This is a genomic window from uncultured Methanobrevibacter sp., assembly GCF_902788255.1.
Lineage (GTDB): Archaea > Methanobacteriota > Methanobacteria > Methanobacteriales > Methanobacteriaceae > Methanocatella.
In genome coordinates this window covers 34,544-56,714 of sequence record NZ_CADAJR010000026.1, presented here as the reverse complement: position 1 = coordinate 56,714, position 22,171 = coordinate 34,544, and the positions used below count along the sequence as shown (strand labels likewise).

At 33.8% G+C, this 22,171-nt stretch carries 20 protein-coding genes; 16 read left to right on the top strand and 4 right to left on the bottom strand.

Annotated features, from left to right (window positions below; all coding sequences use genetic code 11):
- The first annotated feature begins 53 nt into the window (after window positions 1-53).
- Together QZV03_RS08290 and QZV03_RS08285 are read left to right on the top strand one after the other, a co-directional pair.
- Window positions 54-2,933 (top strand): right-handed parallel beta-helix repeat-containing protein, encoded by a 2,880-nt coding sequence (locus QZV03_RS08290; protein WP_296875774.1) that lies wholly within the window; start codon window positions 54-56, stop codon window positions 2,931-2,933.
- A gap of 156 nt (window positions 2,934-3,089) precedes the next feature.
- Window positions 3,090-7,499 (top strand): right-handed parallel beta-helix repeat-containing protein, encoded by a 4,410-nt coding sequence (locus tag QZV03_RS08285; RefSeq protein WP_296875772.1) that lies wholly within the window; start codon window positions 3,090-3,092, stop codon window positions 7,497-7,499.
- Between the two features lie 162 nt (window positions 7,500-7,661).
- On the opposite strand, the gene QZV03_RS08280 is transcribed toward QZV03_RS08285, so the two are convergent.
- Window positions 7,662-8,063, bottom strand: a complete 402-nt coding sequence (locus QZV03_RS08280; RefSeq protein WP_296875770.1) for a DUF3795 domain-containing protein — start codon at window positions 8,061-8,063, stop codon at window positions 7,662-7,664.
- A 261-nt stretch (window positions 8,064-8,324) separates the two neighbouring features.
- Between QZV03_RS08280 and QZV03_RS08275 the strand changes: the two genes are divergently transcribed.
- The 11 genes from QZV03_RS08275 to QZV03_RS08225 all read left to right on the top strand — a co-directional run bounded on the left by QZV03_RS08275 (window position 8,325) and on the right by QZV03_RS08225 (window position 15,582).
- Entirely contained in the window at window positions 8,325-9,431 is a 1,107-nt protein-coding gene (locus QZV03_RS08275; protein WP_296875768.1) for an ABC transporter substrate-binding protein, read from the top strand.
- An 8-nt stretch (window positions 9,432-9,439) separates the two neighbouring features.
- A complete protein-coding gene (locus tag QZV03_RS08270; RefSeq protein WP_296875766.1) occupies window positions 9,440-10,453 on the top strand; it encodes an iron ABC transporter permease in 1,014 nt (337 codons plus the stop codon).
- Entirely contained in the window at window positions 10,444-11,247 is an 804-nt protein-coding gene (locus QZV03_RS08265; RefSeq protein ID WP_296875764.1) for an ABC transporter ATP-binding protein, read from the top strand. Before QZV03_RS08270 ends, QZV03_RS08265 begins: the two co-directional genes overlap by 10 nt.
- A 9-nt stretch (window positions 11,248-11,256) precedes the next feature.
- Complete coding sequence (locus tag QZV03_RS08260) at window positions 11,257-11,829, top strand: FmdE family protein (RefSeq protein WP_296875801.1); 573 nt, start codon at window positions 11,257-11,259, stop codon at window positions 11,827-11,829.
- Window positions 11,830-12,043: 214 nt separating this feature from the next.
- Window positions 12,044-12,697 (top strand): peptide ABC transporter permease, encoded by a 654-nt coding sequence (locus QZV03_RS08255; RefSeq protein WP_296875762.1) that lies wholly within the window; start codon window positions 12,044-12,046, stop codon window positions 12,695-12,697.
- Window positions 12,694-13,335, top strand: coding sequence for a MotA/TolQ/ExbB proton channel family protein (locus QZV03_RS08250; RefSeq protein WP_296875760.1), 642 nt, complete (start codon window positions 12,694-12,696; stop codon window positions 13,333-13,335). Before QZV03_RS08255 ends, QZV03_RS08250 begins: the two co-directional genes overlap by 4 nt.
- Window positions 13,336-13,339: 4 nt before the next feature.
- Window positions 13,340-13,639, top strand: a complete 300-nt coding sequence (locus QZV03_RS08245; RefSeq protein WP_296875758.1) for a DUF2149 domain-containing protein — start codon at window positions 13,340-13,342, stop codon at window positions 13,637-13,639.
- Window positions 13,640-13,882: 243 nt separating this feature from the next.
- Window positions 13,883-14,440, top strand: coding sequence for a 50S ribosomal protein L15e (locus tag QZV03_RS08240; protein WP_296875756.1), 558 nt, complete (start codon window positions 13,883-13,885; stop codon window positions 14,438-14,440).
- A gap of 28 nt (window positions 14,441-14,468) precedes the next feature.
- Window positions 14,469-14,891: an RNA-binding protein gene (locus QZV03_RS08235; RefSeq protein ID WP_296875754.1), complete on the top strand. Its 423-nt coding sequence runs from the start codon at window positions 14,469-14,471 to the stop codon at window positions 14,889-14,891.
- A 44-nt stretch (window positions 14,892-14,935) separates the two neighbouring features.
- Window positions 14,936-15,325, top strand: coding sequence for a hypothetical protein (locus QZV03_RS08230; protein ID WP_296875752.1), 390 nt, complete (start codon window positions 14,936-14,938; stop codon window positions 15,323-15,325).
- 53 nt (window positions 15,326-15,378) lie between these two features.
- Window positions 15,379-15,582, top strand: a complete 204-nt coding sequence (locus QZV03_RS08225) for a helix-turn-helix transcriptional regulator (protein WP_296875750.1) — start codon at window positions 15,379-15,381, stop codon at window positions 15,580-15,582.
- Between the two features lie 53 nt (window positions 15,583-15,635).
- On the opposite strand, the gene QZV03_RS08220 is transcribed toward QZV03_RS08225, so the two are convergent.
- Entirely contained in the window at window positions 15,636-16,325 is a 690-nt protein-coding gene (locus QZV03_RS08220) for a zinc ribbon domain-containing protein (RefSeq protein ID WP_296875749.1), read from the bottom strand.
- Between the two features lie 111 nt (window positions 16,326-16,436).
- Between QZV03_RS08220 and QZV03_RS08215 the strand changes: the two genes are divergently transcribed.
- From QZV03_RS08215 to QZV03_RS11295, 3 genes are all read left to right on the top strand, one after another.
- Window positions 16,437-16,661 (top strand): hypothetical protein, encoded by a 225-nt coding sequence (locus QZV03_RS08215; RefSeq protein ID WP_296875747.1) that lies wholly within the window; start codon window positions 16,437-16,439, stop codon window positions 16,659-16,661.
- A gap of 240 nt (window positions 16,662-16,901) precedes the next feature.
- Window positions 16,902-17,150 (top strand): transposase, encoded by a 249-nt coding sequence (locus QZV03_RS11300; RefSeq protein ID WP_394350685.1) that lies wholly within the window; start codon window positions 16,902-16,904, stop codon window positions 17,148-17,150.
- 55 nt (window positions 17,151-17,205) lie between these two features.
- The gene (locus tag QZV03_RS11295; protein ID WP_394350684.1) at window positions 17,206-17,310 is read left to right on the top strand and encodes a hypothetical protein; all 105 of its coding nucleotides are present in this window, start codon (window positions 17,206-17,208) and stop codon (window positions 17,308-17,310) included.
- A gap of 171 nt (window positions 17,311-17,481) precedes the next feature.
- Here QZV03_RS11295 and ltrA read toward each other — a convergent pair whose 3' ends face one another.
- Window positions 17,482-19,011 carry a group II intron reverse transcriptase/maturase gene (gene ltrA, locus QZV03_RS08210; RefSeq protein ID WP_296875800.1) on the bottom strand — a complete coding sequence of 510 codons (1,530 nt, stop codon included), beginning with the start codon at window positions 19,009-19,011 and terminating at the stop codon, window positions 17,482-17,484.
- Between the two features lie 1,134 nt (window positions 19,012-20,145).
- On the bottom strand, window positions 20,146-21,930 hold the full coding sequence (locus QZV03_RS08205) for an Ig-like domain-containing protein (RefSeq protein ID WP_296875745.1): 1,785 nt from the start codon (window positions 21,928-21,930) through the stop codon (window positions 20,146-20,148).
- Between the last annotated feature and the right edge of the window lie 241 nt (window positions 21,931-22,171).

Genomic DNA, 22,171 nt, shown 5'->3' with positions numbered 1-22,171 from the left:
TTTATATTAGAAAATCAAAATTACTGTTCATATTCATGCTATTTTTTTCTTTATTGGTTATTAATGTTGTTTGTGCTGGAGATAGTGAAATTGAGGCTAATCTGACTGATGAAAAGTTTGATACGATACAGGTTCTAATTGATGATGCAAGCTCTGGAGATTCGATTTATTTGGAAAACAAGACATATGTAAGTGATGGAAATCCTATAAAAATTAATAAGGATATTAACATTTATGGATCTGACTCAAATGCGGTTCTTGATGCGAATAATACATCTAGAATCTTTGAAATTTCAAAAAATGTTAAGGTTAATATTTTTGGATTGACAATGACCAACGGTTATTCGGATTCTGTTGGTGCGGCAATTTATAATCAAGGTAAATTAAGCATCTTCAATTCTACAATAATTAACAGCCATGCTGAACGTGGAGGAATATACTGTTCGGATAAATCCAATCTTAATGTTTATTATACTAATTTTGATGGCAATACTGCAGATTCTGGTGCTGCAATTGAAAATGACAATCCAAATGGTGTGGTCAATATTATAAATTCCTCTTTCACTAATAATGTCTGTGAAGAGGGTGGAGCAATCTATAACATTTGGGGTCAAATGAATGTATACAATTCCACCTTCATGTACAACTCCGCTGAGAGAGGAGGAGCTATTTACAACAATCGAGGGATTCTGAAAGTTTATAATACTAAAGTCATATCAAATATAGGAACTGACTTGGGTGCGGGAATAAAAAGTTGGGGCGTTTGTGAAGTTTACGATTCGATTATCATAAACAATACCAATCCTCTAAGGCAGGGTGGAGGTTTTTATGTTTCTGAATTTTCATTGCTTCTTAAAAACTGTCTGGTCTTAAATAATTCTGCGGTCAATGGTGGTGGAATTTATGTAGAGGCCAAAGCCAAATTGACTCTTAAAAACACTTCAATAATAAATAATTCAGCTAATCGTGGAGGGGGAATTGATAATAATGATGGATCCATCACACTGACTGATTCTGTAATATCCAATAATTCTGCAAAAACCAGCGGCGGAGGAATATATTGTGGCTGCTTGTCTCTACGTAATATTGACGAGGGGATAATTGATAACTGTAAAATCTATAATAACTCTGCTGTTAACGGTGGAGGAATTTATGTAAGTGGAGTTATGGTCAATATAGTGAACAGTGAATTGAATAATAATCATGCAAACGAGGGGGGAGCGATTTACAATTCAGGAAAATTTAATTTGAAAAATTCAACATTAAATTCAAATAATGCTGTTAACGGTGCCGGAATATACAATAAAAAGGAATTAAATATTGAAAGGGGCACCGCAAATAATAACATTGCTGCTCAAAACGGAGGAGTAATTTATAATTGTGCAAATTCGCTTATCAATGATTTAAAATCAGGGTTCAACGAAGCCTATTTTGGCGGAGTAATTTATAACACTGCAAAGATGACCATTGGAAATTCTGAGTTCAATTCTAACAAGGCATCTCAAGCAGGAGTAATTTATTCATCTTCCAATTTGAAAATAAACAATTCAAAATTTAACAATAATCAAATCAATCGTAAAGGAGGAGTATTGTATCTTGCAGTGGGAAATGCCACAATTGATAATTCAGTGTTTTTATTTAACACAGGTGCCGATGAGGGGGGTGTAATATTTAACGATGGTTCTGATGTTTACATTTCCAATTCCCAATTTAAATCAAATAAGGCTAAAAGTTATGGTGGAGCTATTGATAATTCTGGAGAAATGACCATTGTAAATTCATTATTTGATAATAATGGTGCTTATGGTGCAGGAGTTATAGATAATGGTGGAAATATGACAATCATTCATTCAAACTTCACAAACAATAAGGCAACCGTAAATGGGGGAGCTATCGATAACAATAATATTTTGAATGTTTTTGGATCTATATTTGAAAACAATGTTGCAGGTGCTGAAGGAGGAGCAATAATTGCAAGAAAGGATATTAATATAGTTCATAGTTCATTATTTAACAATCAGGCACCTAATGGCAGTGCAATATATGTGAATAACAATAATAGTAATCTATCTGAAAATTGGTGGGGAAGCAACAATCCGGATTTTGAAAATTTAATCAGATTTAACATTTCCGATGAGTTCACATGGATTATAATGTCCTTTAAATGTGTTGAACAGTTAATGCAGTATGAAAATGGAAAGGTCATAATCGGGTTTAATGAATTAAAGAACCGAAACAATTTGATTTCGCAAATTGGTCATCCTGAAGAGTTGCCTATCTTTAAGGTTAGCTTGTCTACCGGTGACATCTTATCTGTTGAAAAGGGATCAGGATTGAAATCATTATACATTTCTAAAATTTCATCACTTGTCTCTAAAGTAGATAATCAAACCCTTGTGTTGGCTGTGAGTCATAATCCATCAAAAATAATCAATAATAAAAATATTGCTGCGGATTATAGTGGAAAAGTAACATTTAAAGTTCGTGTAATAGGTTCAAATGGTAAGGTTGTGGGTAAAAATGAAATTGTGGTCATGAAGCTGGCCGGAAAAACCTATAATGTAAAAACTGATAAAAGAGGATATGCATCCAAAACATTCAGTTTGCTTCCTGGAAAATATTCCATTACGACATCATATAAGGGATTTTCTGTAAAAAACAGTATTGTGATTAAAAATGTCCTAAAGGTTAAAAGTGTCACCAAGAAAAAGGCTAAAAAAATCAAGTATTCTGCCAGTCTTAAAACCAGTAGAGGAAAATCTATTTCAGGTAAAAAGATTACTTTTAAAGTTAAAGGCAAAACTTACAAGATAAAAACAAATAAAAAAGGAATTGCGACTGTTAGTTTAAAGAATCTAAAAGCCGGGAAATATAAGATTTCAATTACATACTTGAAGCTGACTAAAAGAGCAGTTTTAAAAGTTAAAAGATAACAATTTAACTGTCTTCTTTATGAAATCAACTTCAAATCAATTTTTTTATTTTTATTATTTTGGCTTTAATTGACAAATAAACCGAAATATATTAAATATATCGATAGTTATATTATTATATATTGAACATAAAATTTTAAAATTAGGGAGGAAAAAATGAAATTTCATAAAACTTTATTGCTATTGTCTTTTTTAGTAGTCGCCATGTTGTGCATATCGTCGGTTGCTGCTAGTGAAGACGATATTGGCGGAAACTTAACTTCGGATTCATCTTATTCTATTATACAATCATATAATAATCCGGATTGCTTGGAAACATCAAATGAAAATAATTCGACATTATCTTCACCTCAAACAATCATTGTTGAAGAAATTGAAGATGATCACAATGAAATGAGTCAACCAACAATCCAGAAGGCAATTGACAGCGCCAATGCAGGAGATACAATCATTGTTGAAGGTAAAAGTTATGTGCACTGCCATTTTATAATCAATAAAAAATTAACTATTAAAAGCAATGTGGGGACCACTATGGAGGTGTGTTCAAGCACCCAAGGTTCTGGATATAAAGGAATATTTTACATATCCCCTAGCGCCAGCGGAACGGTCATTGAAGGTTTTACCATAAATAATAACGTTTACAATGAAAATGATTATGGAATACTGGTTAAGGCTAATAATGTTGAAATCAGAAATTGTAACATTAATCATATTGGATATTCGGATGCTGTAAGAATAGAAAATGCAAAAAACTGCCTTGTTGAAAATGTTACAGCGTTAAATGCAAATAATGCAATCAACATTAAGAATTCACAGAATGTTAATGTCAGGTCATCTACTTTGAAAAGTTCTAAAAATGGGGTAAATATTGTTGATTCATCTTCAACAACAATATCAAGCAATAATATTTCTAATAATAATGTTGCAGGAGTCTCATTTTCAGGAAACGGCAAGTATCTGACAATAAGTCACAACAACATCACTGAAAATACAAATGGGATAAGATTGACCTCTTCAGACAATATTTATATTTTAAGCAATTATATCTCATTTAATACAAACAATGGAGTTTATGTTGATTATGATATTACAAAAATAGAGATAAAAGGCAATTTCTTTAATCAGAATCACTTGTGGGAAGTCTTCAACGATTTCCATGTTAAAAATCTCAATGACGTATCAATTAAGGATGCAAATAATTTGGAAATAATTAATAACAATTATATGATCAATTACGGAGGATATGGTACAGGAGATAGGGACAGACCGGTTTGGACTCAGGTATATGAATATAAACCTAGCATTGGGGACTATAATTATGATGCTGCCAAGGATGTTTATGTTTATGTAGGTGAGGGAAATGGTGATTATTATGGCCATCAGGGAATAATGTATCTGGGCTATGTTTTTGAGATAAATGAATTTGTGAGCTGTCCTAACATTTATTATTCTCCTAAAAATGTATGGTCAAAATCAGGAAATTATGAACTTCAATTAAGTGAAATCACACAAGTCAAAAAAGGAATCTATTCCATTTCCATTGTTGATGCAAATGGTAACGTTGCAACAGACATTAGTTCAGTTCCTGTAACATTTTATTTAAATAAGATTGGCAAAACCGCATCTCCTCAAGAAGGAGATGTCTACAAAACCGTAATGATGAAGAATGGTACTGCAACAGTCAGATTTTATATGGATGAATTCAATAAATCCGGAAATATCATTACAGCAGTATTTCCTACACCCGGCACAAACATTGACAATAAGGTAGCTAAAACATTAGCTATTGATGATGATAATATTCCTGGAATCCCATCCAACACTTCAATCAGCGTTTCCAATTTAAACACTTATCCAAATTCAAATCAGGTAATTGTTGCCATTTTGGTTGATCAGAATAAAAAGCCTATTGTAGGAGAAATACTGACATTCAAAATCAATTCAAAAACTTATAATGTTCGCACTGACGGCAATGGAAAAGCTCAAATACGTATATCTGAATCAAAAGAGGGAAGCTATACACTTAAAGTCAGTTTTGCAGGTGATGGAGGAATAGATTATTATGGATCTAACAATCAATCCAAGGTTGTTGTTAAAAAACAGACTATAAAAATCATTTCTTCAAATTTGAACATGATTCCAAAAATGGCTGAATATTACTCAATCACGTTAAAGGATGCTTCTGGAAAGGTATTGACTAATCAAAAGGTAACATTTAAGGTCAATGGTAAAACATACACAAAAACAACCAACTCCAAAGGCATTGCTAAAGTTAAACTCAAGTTTAATAAAAATAAGAAGACATATAAGATTTCTATTTCATACAAAGGAAGCAATAAGTACAAGGCGATTTCAAAGTCAAATAAGATTATTGTTAAATATTCCTCTAAAAAGGTCAAATTGACAACTCCTACACTTACCATTCCACCAAAAACTGCCAAATATTACTCAGTCAGTTTGAAGGATGTCAATGGTAAATCAATATCCCAACAAAAAGTGGTTGTTAAGATTAATGGTAAGAAATATGTTAAAAAGACCAATTCCAAGGGCCAAATCAAAATTAAAGTCAAATTTTCTAAATTGAAAACTTATAAGGTTAAAGCAACATACAAGGGAAGTAAAATTTATAAAAAGGCTTCATCAGGCGGTAAGATTAAGGTTGCCAAAACACCTACTAAAATCACCGTTCCTGCTGTTTCAATGCTTCCAAAAGAGTCAAAAACATATACAGTAACTTTAAAGGCAAACGGTAAGGTTTTATCTAAACAGAAATTAACTATCAAAATTAATGGTAAAACATACGCAAAAACAACTGATGGTAAAGGCCAAGCTAGTGTAAGCGTTAATTTTGCAGATGAAAAGATTTATACTGTTAATGTAAATTATAATGGAAATGGAATTTATCAGGCATCAAAAGCTACCGGTAAGATAACCGTTTCAAAAATGGATACTCAGATTGTCAGTTACGACAAGACATTCTCCAAGGATGCTCAAAAAGAGTATCAAATTACATTAAAAGATAAATCCAATAATCAATTGCCAGGTCAGAGCGTTTCATTTGATATTAATGGTCAAAGCTATACTAAAACTACCGATTCAAAGGGTGTTGCAAAGTTAACCATTAATGACTTGAATGAGGGAACTTTTGATATTATTGTAAAATTTGCAGGCAATGACAAATACAAATCATTTTCCAAAACAAATAAGATAACAATTTCAGATAAACTGAATACAGTATTTGTGGATGAAAATTTGCCGAACTCTGAAATCCAAAGTATTTTGGATAATGCAGCAATCGGATCAAATATTGAGTTTTTAGGAAAAGGATATTCTGATATTTCATTAACTATTAGTAAAGGTCTGAACATTTACTCTACAAATTCAACCAGTTTAAATGCGAAATCCAGTAGTCCGGTATTTATTATATCATCGGATAATGTCAATGTTTCAGGTTTTTCAATTAATGGAAACTCTGGAAGTGCCATTGTCATTGATGGTGCAGACAATGTAAATATTGAGAATAATCTCATTTCAAATAAGTTGGATGAGGATAAACTTGCAGAGTATAATGCCGGAAATATTAACCTGCCCGGATATGGTATATCTATTGCAAATGCAAGAAATATACAGTTATCTAAAAATGATATAAAATCATTTGAAAGTGCAATATTTGCTAAGGAATCTTCATACATTGTCATTGATGATAATACATTAAGAGAGAATAATTATGGTGTAACATATGGTTGGGGTGTTGCAAATACTGAAATCACTAACAATAATATATTTAATCAAATCGGATTATACATTATGACAGTTCCTGAAGGTCCAACAGGATACGGATTACTCTTAAATAATTCAGCGGTTAATGTAACCATCAATCACAACCACATTTATGCAAATCACTTGGGTATTTCTTTGGATGCAAATTTTTCAACAGGTATTGTAATTACTCAAAATACTATTACTGACAATGTTCTTGAAGGAATCAGATTCAATGCGGGATATGATCTTGCCGAAAATGCTATTTTGCCTCATGTAACAGATAATGCAATATATAGAAATGCAAGGGGTCCTAGTATGATGATTTTAGGTGAGATGAGTGCAAATCCATTCGGTATTTATGGTGGGGGATTATTAGACCCTAGCCAAAAGCTGCAATTGGAAGCAAATTGGTATGGAACAAATAACCTTGTCACTTGGGACAATGATACCGGAGTTGTCGGTTATGGGACAATGTGTCCTAGAATCAATACAACTAATATTGAATTCAACATGACTTTTAACAGTCCTGGAAATTACAGTATCACGTTTTATAAAAATGGAGAGTATGATTCAAATCTGCCTGAATTTGATATGTTTGCAACCTTGAATCGTGGAACCGATAAACAGAAGGAAATTGCATTCAATGTAGTCGATGGTGTGGGAACATTCACATTCGATTCTTCAAATTTCAATTCCAGTAATAATGTCATTGAAATATCTATAGGGTCTTTGATTGATTCAACATCAAGGGTATTCAAGGTAACTTACCTTTATAAAGTTCCAGAAGGTGAAATTCCAGCTTAACAAATATGTTTTTAACATATTTGTTCTTTTTTTATTTTTTCATATAGGCAACTCAATTTCGTAAAGCTATTTTTAAAAATAAGTCAATTTAAATTAATAATAACATCAATTAAATTGGCATTAATTAATTGAAATATTTAAATAATTAATCAACCATTTTATTTAATCAATTTTAAATCCGCACTCGCTGCAGGCTTTGGTTTGGAATTTCACAACACCACCACATTCCGGACACATCCACCTTTCACGATCCTGTGCCATCATCTTTCCGATGCCGGTGGTCTTGATTCTTTTGGCGCTGTCTAAAGTATTCAGGTCATGCCTTTTTACATATTTTTTAGAGTGCTTTTTCATCTGTGGGCATGGAAACTCGCTGCAGCGTCCACAGTAGCTGAAATTCTTCTTGTCAAAACATGTTTTAATTTTACACTTTAAACTAGCCTTGCTTTTTCCATCATCACTAATCAAACATCCTCCGCAGGGGTTCTGGAATTTTTTACAGCTTATGCAGTTGATTCCGCATGGTGCAAGCAGTTTTGAATCAAGTTCGTTAGGCATTTTCATAATTACTAGTTTAGTTGAGGAAACTAATAAAGTTATTTAATGATATCAATTATAAAAATATTTTTAACGATTAAAATTTTTATTTTTCATAAATAATCAATATAAATCATTTTATATTAATTATATTGTATATATGTTCTTTAATTTATTTTTCACATCGTATCAATTATTTTTTGATTGCAATAAATTAAATTAGAAAACTTATTAAATAACTTAGTGAATATATATTCTTATCGAAAAGAATCTTTCGGGGTTTATATAATGGAAAAGAAGATCAAAGTAATAATCTTGTTATTAGTTGTTTTAGTTGTGGCGGGTGTTGCCACACACATGTTTCTAACACCTTCGACCGTAGAGACAGTAGGGTCCAAAAACGTCACAGACATGATTGGAAGGGATGTTGAAATACCTGCATCAGTCAGCAATGTCGTTGCGACAAGCCCTCCAATGACCACCGTGCTTTATATGATTGCACCGGACAAGTTGAAGGCTGTCAACTTCCAGTGGACAGATGACGAGATGAAATATGTTCCCTCACAGTATAAGAACTTCCTGGTAGTTGGAGGATGGTACGGTACACAGGACGGAAGCTATGAGGAATTCATCGCCTCAGAACCGGACATTGTCATCGAATCAATTGACGAGGGAGGAGACGGTGACGCATCAACAGTCAAGGAACGTCAGGAAAAATTCGGAACAATACCTGTGATTGCGGTTAAGGACACCACAAATGTGGAGACAATAGGCGAGTCCATCACATTCATGGGAGAGGTTGTAGGGGCCGAGGACAAGGCAAAGGAACTCAACGACTTCAACGACAGGTACTTGAAAATGGTTAAGGACAAGTCATCCAAGCTCTCAGATGCCGATAAGAAAAAAGTCTACTACGCACAGGGTGACGACGGGCTTCAAACCAACCCTTCACACTCAACACACGGCCAGCTGATTGACCTTGTCGGCGGTGTCAATGTTGCTGACTCACTGAACCAGGGAAACACCACTAGCGGAATTCAGGTGTCAATCGAACAGGTAATCGCCTGGAACCCGGATGTTATCATAACCAACGATCCGGAATTCTATGCAAGAGTCTATGACAATCCTAACTGGGCAAAGCTTGACGCAGTCAAAAACAAGGAAGTTTACCTTTCACCTCAATCCCCATTCAAATGGTTCGACAGGCCAGTGGGAGCCAATATGATTATAGGTGTTCCATGGACTGCAAAAGTGATTTATCCTGATGATTACAAGGACATCAATATGGTCGATGCCACAAAAGAGTTCTACTCAAACTTCTATCACTTCGACTTGAGTGATGATGAGGCAAAACAAATCCTGCTTGATTCAGGATTGAAGGAGTCAAATCTATAGGGATTCAAATGGATAGGGAAACAAAAGAGATTATAAGTATCATACTTCTAATCTTTTTTCCAATAGTTTTATTTTTCGCTTCATTTCTGATAGGAAGGTATCCGATAAGTCCAGTCGATGTTGTAAGCACATTGCTCTCACCGATATTTCCGCAGATGGAAGTTTCATCCACAATAACGACAATAGTCTTTGAGATAAGGCTTCCAAGAATCATAGGGGCAATCGTGGTTGGAGCATGCCTTGCCATTTCTGGTGCTGCATTCCAGTCAATATTCAAAAACCCTCTGGTATCTTCAGACCTGCTTGGTGTATCAAACGGTGCGGGCTTTGGTGCGGCTTTGGGAATCCTTTTAAGCGGAGCCAACATCATAACCCAGATTTTCGCATTCATATTCGGGCTGATATCAGTGGCTGCAACATACCTGATATCAAAATCATACAAGGCCGGTGGAATCCTTGTGCTGGTGCTTTCAGGTGTTGCAATATCAGCATTTTTCAACTCACTGATATCAGCAATCAAGTTCATAGCAGATCCTGACGACAAGCTCCCTGAAATCGTTTACTGGCTCATGGGATCATTGGCATCAATCAATGCCGACAAGCTATTGATGATTGCAATACCTGTCATTATCGGGCTTGTGGTTCTTTTGGCATTGAGATGGCAAATGAATCTTCTTGCAATGGGTGATGAGGAGGCACAATCCCTTGGATTGAATCCGTCAAGAATCAGATTGCTGATTATTGCAGGATGTACCCTTTTAACCTCCGCTGCGGTTTCAATAAGTGGTATTGTCGGATGGATTGGTCTAATCATTCCTCATATGTCTCGTATGATTGTGGGACCGGACAATAGAGTATTGCTTCCCGCTTCACTGAGCCTGGGTGCGAGCTTTTTATTGTTAATCGACAACATTTCACGTGCAGTGATAGCAATCGAGATACCGATTGGAATACTTACGGCGATAATTGGCGTGCCGATTTTCCTATACTTACTTAAGAGAGGTTATTCAGAATGGTCATAGAAGACAAGCTATTTGAAGTCAACAACATTTCCTTTGATTATGACGGTGAGGAGATATTCTCCAATATCAGCTTTTCCATTGATAAGGGTGACGTGCTGTGCATTCTCGGGCCAAACGGAACTGGAAAGACCACACTGATAAAATGCCTGAATGGTCTTCATGACATTAACTCAGGAGAAATACTAATCAACGGCCAAAACATCAAAAAGTTGTCATTCAAGCAAATTTCAAAACATATAGGCTACATTCCACAGGCACATATTCCGTCATTTCCGTTCAAGGTGTTTGACGTGGTCTTGATGGGAAGGGCACCATACCTGAACCTTACAGATTCTCCGAAAGAGGAGGATAAAAAGATTGCTCTTGACGCCCTGAAGACACTTGGGATTGATGATTTGAAGGACAAGGAATACACCAACCTGAGCGGTGGGGAAAGGCAGTTGGTTTTCCTGGCAAGGGTGCTGTGCCAAAAGCCAGACATACTCATATTGGATGAGCCGACATCCCATTTGGATTTTGGAAATCAGATAAAGCTATTGGAGATAATCGACAATCTGGCCAAAAGCGGACTGTCCATTATCATGTCATCGCACTTCCCGGACCATGCTTTCTTAAGCTCAACAAAAGTGGCAATCATGAAAGACAGGAAATTCATCGATTTCGGAACTCCTGATGATGTGGTGACAGAGGATAATTTGAGAAAAGCATATTCCATTGACGTTAGACTGATGGAACTGGATGATGAAAGAAAGGTTTGTGTACCAATGAAAACAAACTTAACATTAGATTTATAAAAGGTGATAATTATGAATGAAAAGGATTATGATGAGCAATTGGCGAAGGCTGCTGAGTTTCACGGACATATCTGTGGAGGAATAGCCATTGGAACAAAGCTTGCAATGTATGGACTGGAGCTTTTGGGTATGGAATTGAACCAGAGACATAAAAATCTTATTGTGTTTTTGGAAATCGACAGGTGCATGTCCGATGCTGTGCAGTCAGTAACAGGATGCTCAATGGGTAAAAGAACCCTGAAACAAATGTATTACGGCAAGTTTGCAGCAACATTCATGAACCAGGACACTGGTGAGGCATTAAGGATTACTGATGCTGACGCCAACAAGAAATTCAAGGATGAGGAAACAAAAGATGAGATGATTGCAAGATTCAGAAGAACTCCTCCCGAAGAGCTTTTCAAGGTAGATAAGGTCAAAATTGAGCTAGGTCCTGGGGACATGCCGGGTAAGCCTTACACCACAGCATTCTGTTCAGTTTGTGGAGAGAAGGTTTCCGACGGAAGGCACAAGCTCATTGGTGGAAAGCCGGTTTGCAAGTCATGTGCCGAAGGGTCATATTACGAGTTAATTGAAGAATAATTTACATTGTATTTTATTTTTCTTTTTATTTTCATTTTTTTTCATATTTAATTCAAAATATTTCACTTATTTTTCTATTACTAAATCCATAAGTTTTATTAAACTATTTAATTAAATATTTAATCTTTATTTTATTTTTAATTAATTCATTTCGATATGTTTATATATTCATGTTGTCTAATATTAAATTAGATAACGAGTATAAAAAGGTTAAATGATGGATTTGATTGGAGGGTACCTGTTAATAATTCTGGTGTTGTTTGCGGCAAATGTCGCACTGATGCTTGGAAATTATAACTTGAATAATGTGAAGGTAATGGTGCTTGCATTGGCATGTGCTGTGGTCACTTTTGCATTGATGAGTGTTTCAGCTTATCTGAAAGCGCCATTGGCATTTCTATTGTATAATTTCAGCTATCTATTTTTAATCATTACAATAGTAATCTTTGCATCTGTCATATATTATATCCGCCAGAATGATTTCAGATTGCCGTTTTATGCAATCATATTGGCATCTGCAGTTTCAACAGTGCTTTTTTCCTCCCAGACAAGTCTTGACATGTTAACAATGGTTTTATATTCCTTATTCGTTTTCATAATATTATTTGTTGTTTATCAACTCATAAAATTGCTGCATCATGCAAAAAGACAATATCCTGTAATAATAGGGGAATACATGAGTCTGTTTTCAATATTGATGTTCATTTTCGCATTGACATACAATTCCACAATGGCTCTGGACTACAGTAAGTTCACTCCTTTCTTAATCCTGACCCCTACCTATCAGCTGATTTACGTTGTTATAGGAATCATTGTTGTCTTGGTTGCTGGTGTCCTTATAAATGATACAAGAGGGGGAAATAAATGATTATTCAAGGAACCGAAACATTGACCTCATTGATTCACATCATCTCCGAAAGCCTTCTGACACCGGTTGTCATACTGCTTGTAATATCAATCGTCATTGTTATCCTGTCATTCGGAGGACTGATTAATGAGTTCATTTCAAGGAAGGCCATATCCTCTGCAAATCTGGAGGACCTGGTGAGACGTGTTTCATTTTCAACTAATGTAGGTCAGATGAAAGAGGAAATCGCCAACAGTGATCTGTTCCACTATCAAAAGGAGATATTGACAAGAATTGCGGACAATCATGACATAGGTTCTGAAGCAAGAAAGGCACTTGCAAGCGAACTCATCTCAGCACATGAGACAAGATTGATTAAAAAGACCAACAAGACAGACGTCCTTGTTCGTGTAGGTCCTATTCTAGGTCTTTTGGGAACATTGATACCATTGGGTCCTGGTCTTGCAGCACTTGGAACAGGGGACATTGCAACCCTTGCACAATCCCTGACAATTGCATTCGACACTACCGTTACAGGTTTGACTGTTGGGGCTATTGCATTTCTGATTTCCAAATATAAAAAGCAATGGTATGAGTCAGAACTAATTGATGTTGAAACAGTTGCCGAAGCGGAACTTGAAACCATAAACAAATGGTGAGATTATGCTTAGGAAAAGAAGAAGAATTTCAGAATCTGTTGACGATGACCCTATGGGAGGATTGAATAACCTTTCGGATGCAATGCTAGTGCTGGCTTTGGGTTTTCTGATTTTTGCAATCATGGCGCTTTCAGCCAATCCGGACATGATCACCCAATCCCAATCCACTCAGGATGTCTCAACAGCTGATACTTTCACCCAGAACTACACTGATGCCGGAGGACTGGAAGACAGCGGATACAGTGAAGTCGGAAAGGTCTATGAAGACCCGGACACCGGGGAGCTGGTCATGGTATCGGGCTAAACAAGGGGTTAACACTCCTTTTTTTACTATTTTTTTCACACATTTTTTTTGAATTAACTTGAAAAGTATTATGATGATTTTGGGATTAAATTTCATTGAGATATCTAATTTTACGATACATTTATAAATAGTCAAAACAAATATTTGATTACTGTTATTTTATAGCAGTGATTTAATTACTTTTTTTGGGATAAGTTCCCATATGGATGTGGCCCTAGTGGCTGAACAAAAAGGTGTTAATTTATGTACAAATATATTAGAGACGCATGGAAAAACCCAGATGAGTCCTACGTACGTGAACTCATGTGGCAAAGAGCTCCTAAATGGAATAAACAAGGAGCAGTTCAAAGAATTGACAGACCTACCAGGCTCGACAGAGCTAGAAGTTTAGGTTACAGAGCTAAAAAAGGTTTCATTGTAGTAAGAACCAGAGTAAGACGTGGTGGAAGAAGAAAAACTCGTCGTTTCAATGGTCGTAAACCTAAAAGAATGGGTGTAAACAAAATTACCCAAGCAAAATCAATTCAAAGAATTGCTGAAGAACGTGTAGCTAAAAAATACCCTAACATGGAAGTTTTAAACTCTTACTGGGTATGGTCTACAGGAAAATATAAATATTATGAAGTAATTTTAGTTGATCCACAAAGTCCTTCTATCATTAACGATAAGAAAATCAATTGGATCTGTTCCAAAAAACACACTAACAGAGCTCTCAGAGGCTTAACCAGTGCGGGTAACAAAGGACGTGGAATCAAATCTAAAGGAAAAGGCTCAGAACAAGCTAGAAGAAGAAAAATCTAATTTTTCTTCATTCCTTTTTTTGATTTAAATGATTCATAATATTAAATTTAGAGCTTTCGTTTATGAGGATGAAAGCGTTGATGAAATAACTGACGCTATTTTGAACATACTTCCCGAAGCCGAAATCGAAGCTGAAGAGGCTGAAGGGATGTTGGATGACAAGATTATTATTTTATCAGGTGTTGTTTCTAAAAAACGATACACAAAGACTTTTTTTAATACTCTTTTAGAGTGGACCGATTTGGATAAATTGAATGGCGATTTAGAGCGTAAGATGGATGAGAAAGGTAACTGGTTTTTGAGATTTGACAAGACTGACGCTCTGGATGAAAAATGGACCATTTTGGATAATGGTGATTCAATTCATCTTAAAGTTAAAATTGCCGCTTTTCCTGCAAAAAAACAGATTGCTGTTGATAAGGTCCGTGAAGCCATTTTGGAAAGAAGTTAACTTTATTTTATATTATTTTAAATATAATTAATAAAGGTGATTTGGTGGAACGTAAAAGCTATTATCTAATAATCCTATTGGTTGCATTTGTAATATGTATGGCAGTATTCTGGTTCCAGTTCAATAATAATGTTTCCACATTTATTATTATCAATGAAACCGAAGTCAGTGAAGGCGAATCTTTTTCAGGAATGCTGATGGATGCCTACAGCTATGGTGTTGCCAACCAGACAGTGTCTTTTCACAAACCCGGTTCTAAACTAGGCACCATTGTTGTTGCGCAAACGGATGAAAAGGGTGAATTCACTATTGAAAATGCAGAATATTTGCCTGATGCAGGTGATGAAAATTATTATGGAAATTTTACCTTTGCAGGCAATGGTAAATATCTCAGTTGTACTTATGGGGGCAATGTGACTGTTGTTCCTAAATAATTTTTTTTTGAGAAACTATTTAAGTCATGTAATGAATATATTACATAGGTATTATGAAAAACAAGATTAAACAATTACGTGATGAACTAAATGTTTCTCAAACTGAATTGTCTGAGAGTACTGGCATTTCAGTTGAAAACTTAAACTCAATTGAAACCGGTCAAGTCGAGCCATCATTGATTGATGCACATAAGATTAAAAAGGCATTAAATAAGAAATATTTCTCTGAAGTATTTTTCTTGGATGACTTGGAATGATCTTTTTAAAAAATTACTTATTTTTAAGGATATATGATTTAAAAACTAACAAATCATTCATAATCTTCACAAAAACGTCCGTCGCACAATTGATGTCCTAAATTACAGTAATACTCAGTATATCCTTCACAATCAAAATCACCGACTATTCCTCCACCGCTGTCAAAAAATTCTTCATAGTAATGTCTGCAATTCATACTGCAGTATCCTCCATGGTGCATTGTGGTTTCTTCTATTCTTCTCCTTTCCATTTCTTTTTCTTTTGCTATTCTAATATTTTTTAATTCTTTTTTAATGAAGGATTTAATTTCGGCATTGCTCAAATTTTCTTTTTTGTTGACAATCTTATTTTTCAGAATATCTTTAATATGGCTAACGTCACTTGGACCTGCCTTGTTTTTTCTTATTTCAGATTTAATTTCATCTGATTCAAATATCTCATCAAGTGTTTTCAGTTTCTTCTTTTTTTCTTCGTTTTCTTGATCTATTCTATCTAGTTCCTCATTTAATTTGGCTGTATTTTTTTCTATACTGTCTTTCACTGATTTAAATAAGGAATTTTTCTGTTTTACGGATTTGTATATTTTTGTTCCGCAGTTTGTGCAGAATTTATCGTCATTTCTTATTTTGGCTCCACAGTTGACACAGAAATTATCCTCATTTATTATTTTTGTTCCGCAGTTTGTGCAGAATTTGTCGCCATTTCTTATTTTGGCTCTACAGTTAGTACAAAAATTGACCATATCTTGCCCTTCTCAATTAGTCTCTAAAGAAATTTCAGTCAAAAAACTTATTTATAGGTTGTTATTTGTTTGGCATAATATCAATCCTATAAAAACAATGTTGCTGTAACAATGGACTCACAGAATTCCAAACTCGTTGCTAAAAACATTGCAGTTGATTATGCTGGCGGATCATACTTTACCGTTAAAGTGGTTTCCAGTGATGGTAAAGTTGCTCTCAGCGGTGAATCCGTAATATTCATCATCAACGGCAAGACCATAACTGCTAAAACAGATAAAAACGGAATATATAAAGATATTCGCATGCAAGTGCTTACTTACATGTTAAAAAGTTAAAATAATCTCTAATAATTATTGTAATGATGAAATAGAATTAAATAACCTGTTAAATATTAAATAAGGTAAATTAAATGGTTTTATATCGGGTTTTAGATTTAAAAATATGAATGTAATAAAATGTAGTTATCTAAATGATGCAAGAATACCACAACTTCTGTAAAGTTGTGGATGAATTGCAAGTTGGGTATACTATTATTTTTTTAACTTTTAAATGGTTATTTTCTTATAATAATTATTATGAGCAGTAATTTGAATAGGAATCAGCATTCAGTATACATATTAACTTATCATTTAGTATTGGTGATTAAATATCGTAGAAAGGTAATTAATGAAGATATATTCGATTCATTAATGGTTATTTTTGATAATATTGGTTTTAAATATGGTATTCAAGTTAAAGAAGCGAATTGGGAGTTGATCATATTCATATTTTATTTGAAGCCAAACCAAGTACAAATTTGGTTAAATTATATTAATTCTTTATAAAAGTGCAAGTAGTAGAATAATAAAGAAACAATATCCAGTTATAAAAAAAGAGTTTATGGAAAAGTGCTTTTTGGAAAAACAGGTTATTTTTATTACAACAACTGGTGGAGCGAATATTGAAACAATCCGTCAGTATATTGAACGGCAACGAGAAAAATAATATAATTAATCAATAATTTTCATTTGAAATGATTAGGTCGAATAGTCGAATAAGAAGAGACAATTACTTGTCTCCCCTCTTCTAAGAACCGTACGTGTCCCTTTTAAGACATACGGCTCAAGCATACTTATAAGAATTCATGCATATTTATAGAAATGTTTATAAAGTTGTTTAGCCATATAGATATTCAAATGAGGTTTTTCCGTATCTTTTAAGGAAATATTCATCGTATGAGGAGTCATATGGGGTTGCTTTATACTTAATGCATCTGGAATATTTTATTCTTGTCCAATACATTTTTTCCACTTGGCAATTTGTGATTGGGTCTGTAAAAATCCATTTATCATTGTATATTGAGTGTAAATGAGTTTTAAAATGTTTTTTGACCATCCATTTGATTGGTTTATTGGGATACCATCGTTTAATTTGCCTGAGTAGAAGTTCATAAATGTAATTATCCATTTTACTAAATATCCTTTTGTTAGATGCCATTTTCCAGTAGTTACTAGTCCCAATAATTAAATTATTAAGTTTTATAATACTTTCTTCAAGGTTCCAAGGATAACATCTTCGGATTATGTATTTAGCTTTTCTCTTGAATGATTTAATACTATCTTTAGATGCCTTTATTAATACTTTATCTCGATCATATCCATTGTAACATCGAATATTAAATCCTAGGAAGTCAAAACCATCATTAATATGTGTAATTTTGGTTTTGTCCGGAGCTAAAGTTAAACCTCTTTCATCAAGGTAATCCTCTAAAAGAGTATAAACATCTTCAGCATCCTCTAAGGTCTTACATAAAACTATAAAGTCATCGGCATATCTAATAACTACATATTTGGACTTATTTGAATAGGTATTGTTATTTCCATACTTTATTTCTTTATACTCAATGTTTAGTGCTTCTTCCATTCCGTGTAGTGCAATATTTGCCAGTAATGGGGATATGATGCCTCCTTGGGGAGTACCGGTTCTAGTATTGTAGAACACATTGTTTTCTAAATATCCGGCTTCTAACCATCTTTTGATTAGATTTTTAAGTGGAAAATTACCTAATTTATCCAATATGTGTTGGTGACTTAAAGTATCAAAACACGATTTAAAATCGCCTTCAAAAATATAAGGTCGATTTAATCCTCTTGTAAAACTATGAATCTTTGCTATAGCATCGCTTACTCCACGAGCAGGTCTAAAACCATAACTAGTTGATTCAAATTTAGCTTCCCACATAGGTTCCAATGCTAATTTGCAGATTTCTTGATAAATCCTATCAATAATTGTTGGAATACCTAATGGTCGCTTTTTACCATTTTTCTTTGGGATATAAATTCTCTGAACAGGTTTGGGTTTATGTAAACTGATTTTATAATCTTTCAGTTTATAAAATAATGCCATTCGTTCATAATCGTGTTTGAAGACTTTATTATCAATACCACTAGTTTTTCTACCTTTATTCTTCTTTGTTACAAGATTTATTGCATATAATAAACTCCTTTTATCATTAACTAATAATCTACATAGTTTATTAACTTTTCTATAATTGCCTTCCTTCTCTGCTTTAAATATCCGTTTTTGTATCTTAAATATGTCGTACTCGATGGATTTCCAGTTAATATCTTTCCATTCCTTGTCAAGTATCTCTTCGTCTGATTTTACAGACTGTAATATATTTAAATTATTATATTCAGTTTTCATTGCCAAAATCACACTCATAAAAAATTTTTTTTTTACACATTTAATGATATCTGCCGTTTTAAATAAAGCAAGATACACCTGCTAAAAGTCTGCTTATCCCACACAGTTATTATATTTGTCAGTTTTCTGCTATCTTTCGATTAAGTGGGCATTTGCTTTCTTTAGCATCCTTTACCCAGAAAAGAACATCAGATTTCCTCACGGTCACCCTACCATATTATAAATATGGGCAGTTCTGGGCTTACCGAGTTAACCAATTGTTAGAAACGACTAGTTTAGGTTCTCCAACTACGCCAGTTAGTATCTATGGGTTGTAACCTATATACATACTGAAAAACTTATGTATGACCTTTAACTAACAATACAATGGCTCTTCGAAACTTCCTACCCATTGCTGAGCATAATGACGCTTTTACTCAGGAGTTCACTTTCGTTAACCATGCCAGTCTTTCTCTCGCCCTCTTAGTATTGGAAGTTATACTAAGATTAGGCTTTAACCTATCATGCAACCCACATCATTGTTGCCAGTGATGCAGTTTCAAGGGAGAATAACACGCACAACAGTGTTATCAGTCATTTAGGACTGCACTAACATATGCCATTCATTTGAGGACATAGCTCTCTCATTTGATTTAAATATTACTAAAATTAAAATAATAGATAACAATCAACTTAATTCATTAAATTTTCAACGATAGCCAAGTTGAAATAAAAAATGATTTAAAAATTGATTGTTGAACCTTAGGGACTAGGGGGATAGCACGGTAATCCTATACTCATTAGAGTATACAGCCCGTGAAGTAAGAATCCTCAACTTCCATAAGTTGAGGTAGTTCAATATAAATTACACTAGTATTAATCATACTAGTTATATTTAAAGACTAGTATTTTCAATCATACTAGTTATATATAAAAGACTAGTATTTTTAATCATACTAGTTATAATTTATCTTAAAAATGCGAGAATACTTCGACTTCTGTAAGTCGAGGATGAATCGCAAATTGGGTGTAATTTTGTTAACTATCTGATTTAAATAGTTATTTTTTTTTAAGTTTAAAATGAATGTTTTGTAGTGAAATATTCAGAACAAAATACGCTTTTCAAAAATTCCCATAATAAAATAAATAGTACAATTATTTAATCATAACTGTACTTTTAGCTGAAACCAAATATTTAATATTGTCTGTATAGATTGCCACTTTATAACTTCCAGCATTTAATGATTTAGGATTGAAATGCGCAATACCCTTGGAATTTGTTTTTACAGTGAAAACTTTTTTGCCAATTTTTAATTTGAGCACAAGAGCTTTAACAGGTTTTTTAGTTTTCTTATCCTTAACAGTAATGTCAAATGTTTTTGATTCATTAATGTTTTTAGTTAATTTTGGAGCCTTGACAGTAGTTTGCGATTTAATCAACTTGTCAATATTTCCCATTTTGACTGTTCCAAGGAATTTTGAGGAAGGAGTTTTTGGCAAACTGTTTTTGGATATGAATTTGCCTCTGAATCTGACATCATCCTTTAAATGTCCAGTACCTCTTCCAGCCAAACGCCCGTTGTCATTTGCAGCATAAACTTTTACTGTTGAAGTTGTCTTACCCTCATCAGTTGTAGCTTTCCAATGGAATGCTGTTGCATCTCTTCTGTTGACACCGAAGGAATCAGATGCTGCTATTTTAATTGCTGCTTTTGCAGGATTTTTACTGAAATGATCATATGTGCCCTGATGGAATAATGATCTTGCATTAGGGGCTTTAAAATATTCACCCGGTTTTAATTTACCATATTTTATTCCACTACCCCACACAACAGCATATTTGCCATTTGGAGCCTTGATTGAAAAGTGACCTATTCTTAATTGTCTTTCATAACCTTGAATCTTTTTTAAATATGCCTTTTTGATTTTGCCGGATTTAACCATTTTACCTGCCAACCTTTCAATAGCATGATTTATGGTCGGATTATCCCAACCTCCAGTTCCGGCCATCCATCCGTCAGAAGTTGTCAAGGAATGGAAGAAATAGCTGTTTTTCTTATATTGCTTTACAGCCCATTTGCCATTCAACTTATACTTGACAATATGTAATGTTTTGGCATTAGTTGCATCCCTTCTAAATCCTGCAACAGCTTCAGTATTGCTTACCTGAACATATAAAGATGTACAACCCATTTCTGCAGTTTCTTTAATAGTCAAAGTAGCCTTGGCTTTTTTAGCTTTTAAATACTTGCTCTTTTTAATGGAAGTGATAACCTTATATTTTCCAACGTTAAGATTCTTTTTTAGCTTTGCAATACCGTTAGTATCAGTAGTTGCCCAATAGGTTTTGTATTTGTTGTTTTTAAAAACTTTAAATGCCACTTTAACGCCTTGAACCGGATTTTTAGTAATTTTATTTATGACTTTTGCTTTAAAATAGAATCCAGATTCAAAATAGGTTTTAAAGTCTTTAGTGGTGACTTTCAAGGAAGCCTTATTTACCTTAACGATTGTGTTTATGCTGCTTGCAGTGTAGTTTTCATCACCTGCAAACTTAACTGAAGCAGTATATGTTCCAGGTTTTAAGTTAAGTTTCAAAACAACCTTACCTGAATTATCAGTAATTTTATCATAGACCTTGTTATTTATTGAAATGGAAACCTTTTTGCCGGAAATTGGCTGATTATTGGTATCTTTCAGATAACCTACCAATTCAGATTTCTCCTTATAATAAGTTGTTACATCCTTAGCTTCCATTTTTGTATTCACTTGACTTGGAGCATCTTCACTAATCTGTGAAGATTCATTTGCATTACTTTCAATTTCAGAGGATATTGGAGTTTCAATGCTTTGAGCAGATGCATCATCTAAAGAGACTTCATCAGTCAAATTGTCTGATGCAGAAACCATTCCAATAGTTAGAAAAATTAAAAGCAACATTGAAATAAAAAAACTTTTCTTATTAAACATGATTAAACCCTTAATTTAATTTTACTATTTTATTGTTATTTTACTTTTTGCTGAAATTTTATAATTATTATTTCGTTTAAAATGAATGTTTTGTAGTGAAAAATTCAGAATAGTATCAGAACTTTTTTTATAAGATTTAAATATAGATTTAATATTTGATTCACATATAAAAAACGTTAATATTGATTTAAGATATTTTTAGGAATCCTTT

Bases quoted from the DNA above. Each gene is read 5' to 3' on its own strand.
- QZV03_RS08285 (WP_296875772.1), top strand. From the start codon at position 3,090: ATGAAATTTCATAAAACTTTATTGCTATTGTCTTTTTTAGTAGTCGCC.
- QZV03_RS08280 (WP_296875770.1), bottom strand. From the start codon at position 8,063: ATGAAAATGCCTAACGAACTTGATTCAAAACTGCTTGCACCATGCGGA.
- QZV03_RS08275 (WP_296875768.1), top strand. From the start codon at position 8,325: ATGGAAAAGAAGATCAAAGTAATAATCTTGTTATTAGTTGTTTTAGTT.
- QZV03_RS08270 (WP_296875766.1), top strand. From the start codon at position 9,440: ATGGATAGGGAAACAAAAGAGATTATAAGTATCATACTTCTAATCTTT.
- QZV03_RS08265 (WP_296875764.1), top strand. From the start codon at position 10,444: ATGGTCATAGAAGACAAGCTATTTGAAGTCAACAACATTTCCTTTGAT.
- QZV03_RS08255 (WP_296875762.1), top strand. From the start codon at position 12,044: ATGATGGATTTGATTGGAGGGTACCTGTTAATAATTCTGGTGTTGTTT.
- QZV03_RS08250 (WP_296875760.1), top strand. From the start codon at position 12,694: ATGATTATTCAAGGAACCGAAACATTGACCTCATTGATTCACATCATC.
- QZV03_RS08245 (WP_296875758.1), top strand. From the start codon at position 13,340: ATGCTTAGGAAAAGAAGAAGAATTTCAGAATCTGTTGACGATGACCCT.
- QZV03_RS08240 (WP_296875756.1), top strand. From the start codon at position 13,883: ATGTACAAATATATTAGAGACGCATGGAAAAACCCAGATGAGTCCTAC.
- QZV03_RS08235 (WP_296875754.1), top strand. From the start codon at position 14,469: ATGATTCATAATATTAAATTTAGAGCTTTCGTTTATGAGGATGAAAGC.
- QZV03_RS08225 (WP_296875750.1), top strand. From the start codon at position 15,379: ATGAAAAACAAGATTAAACAATTACGTGATGAACTAAATGTTTCTCAA.
- QZV03_RS08220 (WP_296875749.1), bottom strand. From the start codon at position 16,325: ATGGTCAATTTTTGTACTAACTGTAGAGCCAAAATAAGAAATGGCGAC.
- QZV03_RS08215 (WP_296875747.1), top strand. From the start codon at position 16,437: ATGGACTCACAGAATTCCAAACTCGTTGCTAAAAACATTGCAGTTGAT.
- QZV03_RS11300 (WP_394350685.1), top strand. From the start codon at position 16,902: ATGAGCAGTAATTTGAATAGGAATCAGCATTCAGTATACATATTAACT.
- QZV03_RS11295 (WP_394350684.1), top strand. From the start codon at position 17,206: ATGGAAAAGTGCTTTTTGGAAAAACAGGTTATTTTTATTACAACAACT.
- ltrA (WP_296875800.1), bottom strand. From the start codon at position 19,011: ATGAAAACTGAATATAATAATTTAAATATATTACAGTCTGTAAAATCA.
- QZV03_RS08205 (WP_296875745.1), bottom strand. From the start codon at position 21,930: ATGTTGCTTTTAATTTTTCTAACTATTGGAATGGTTTCTGCATCAGAC.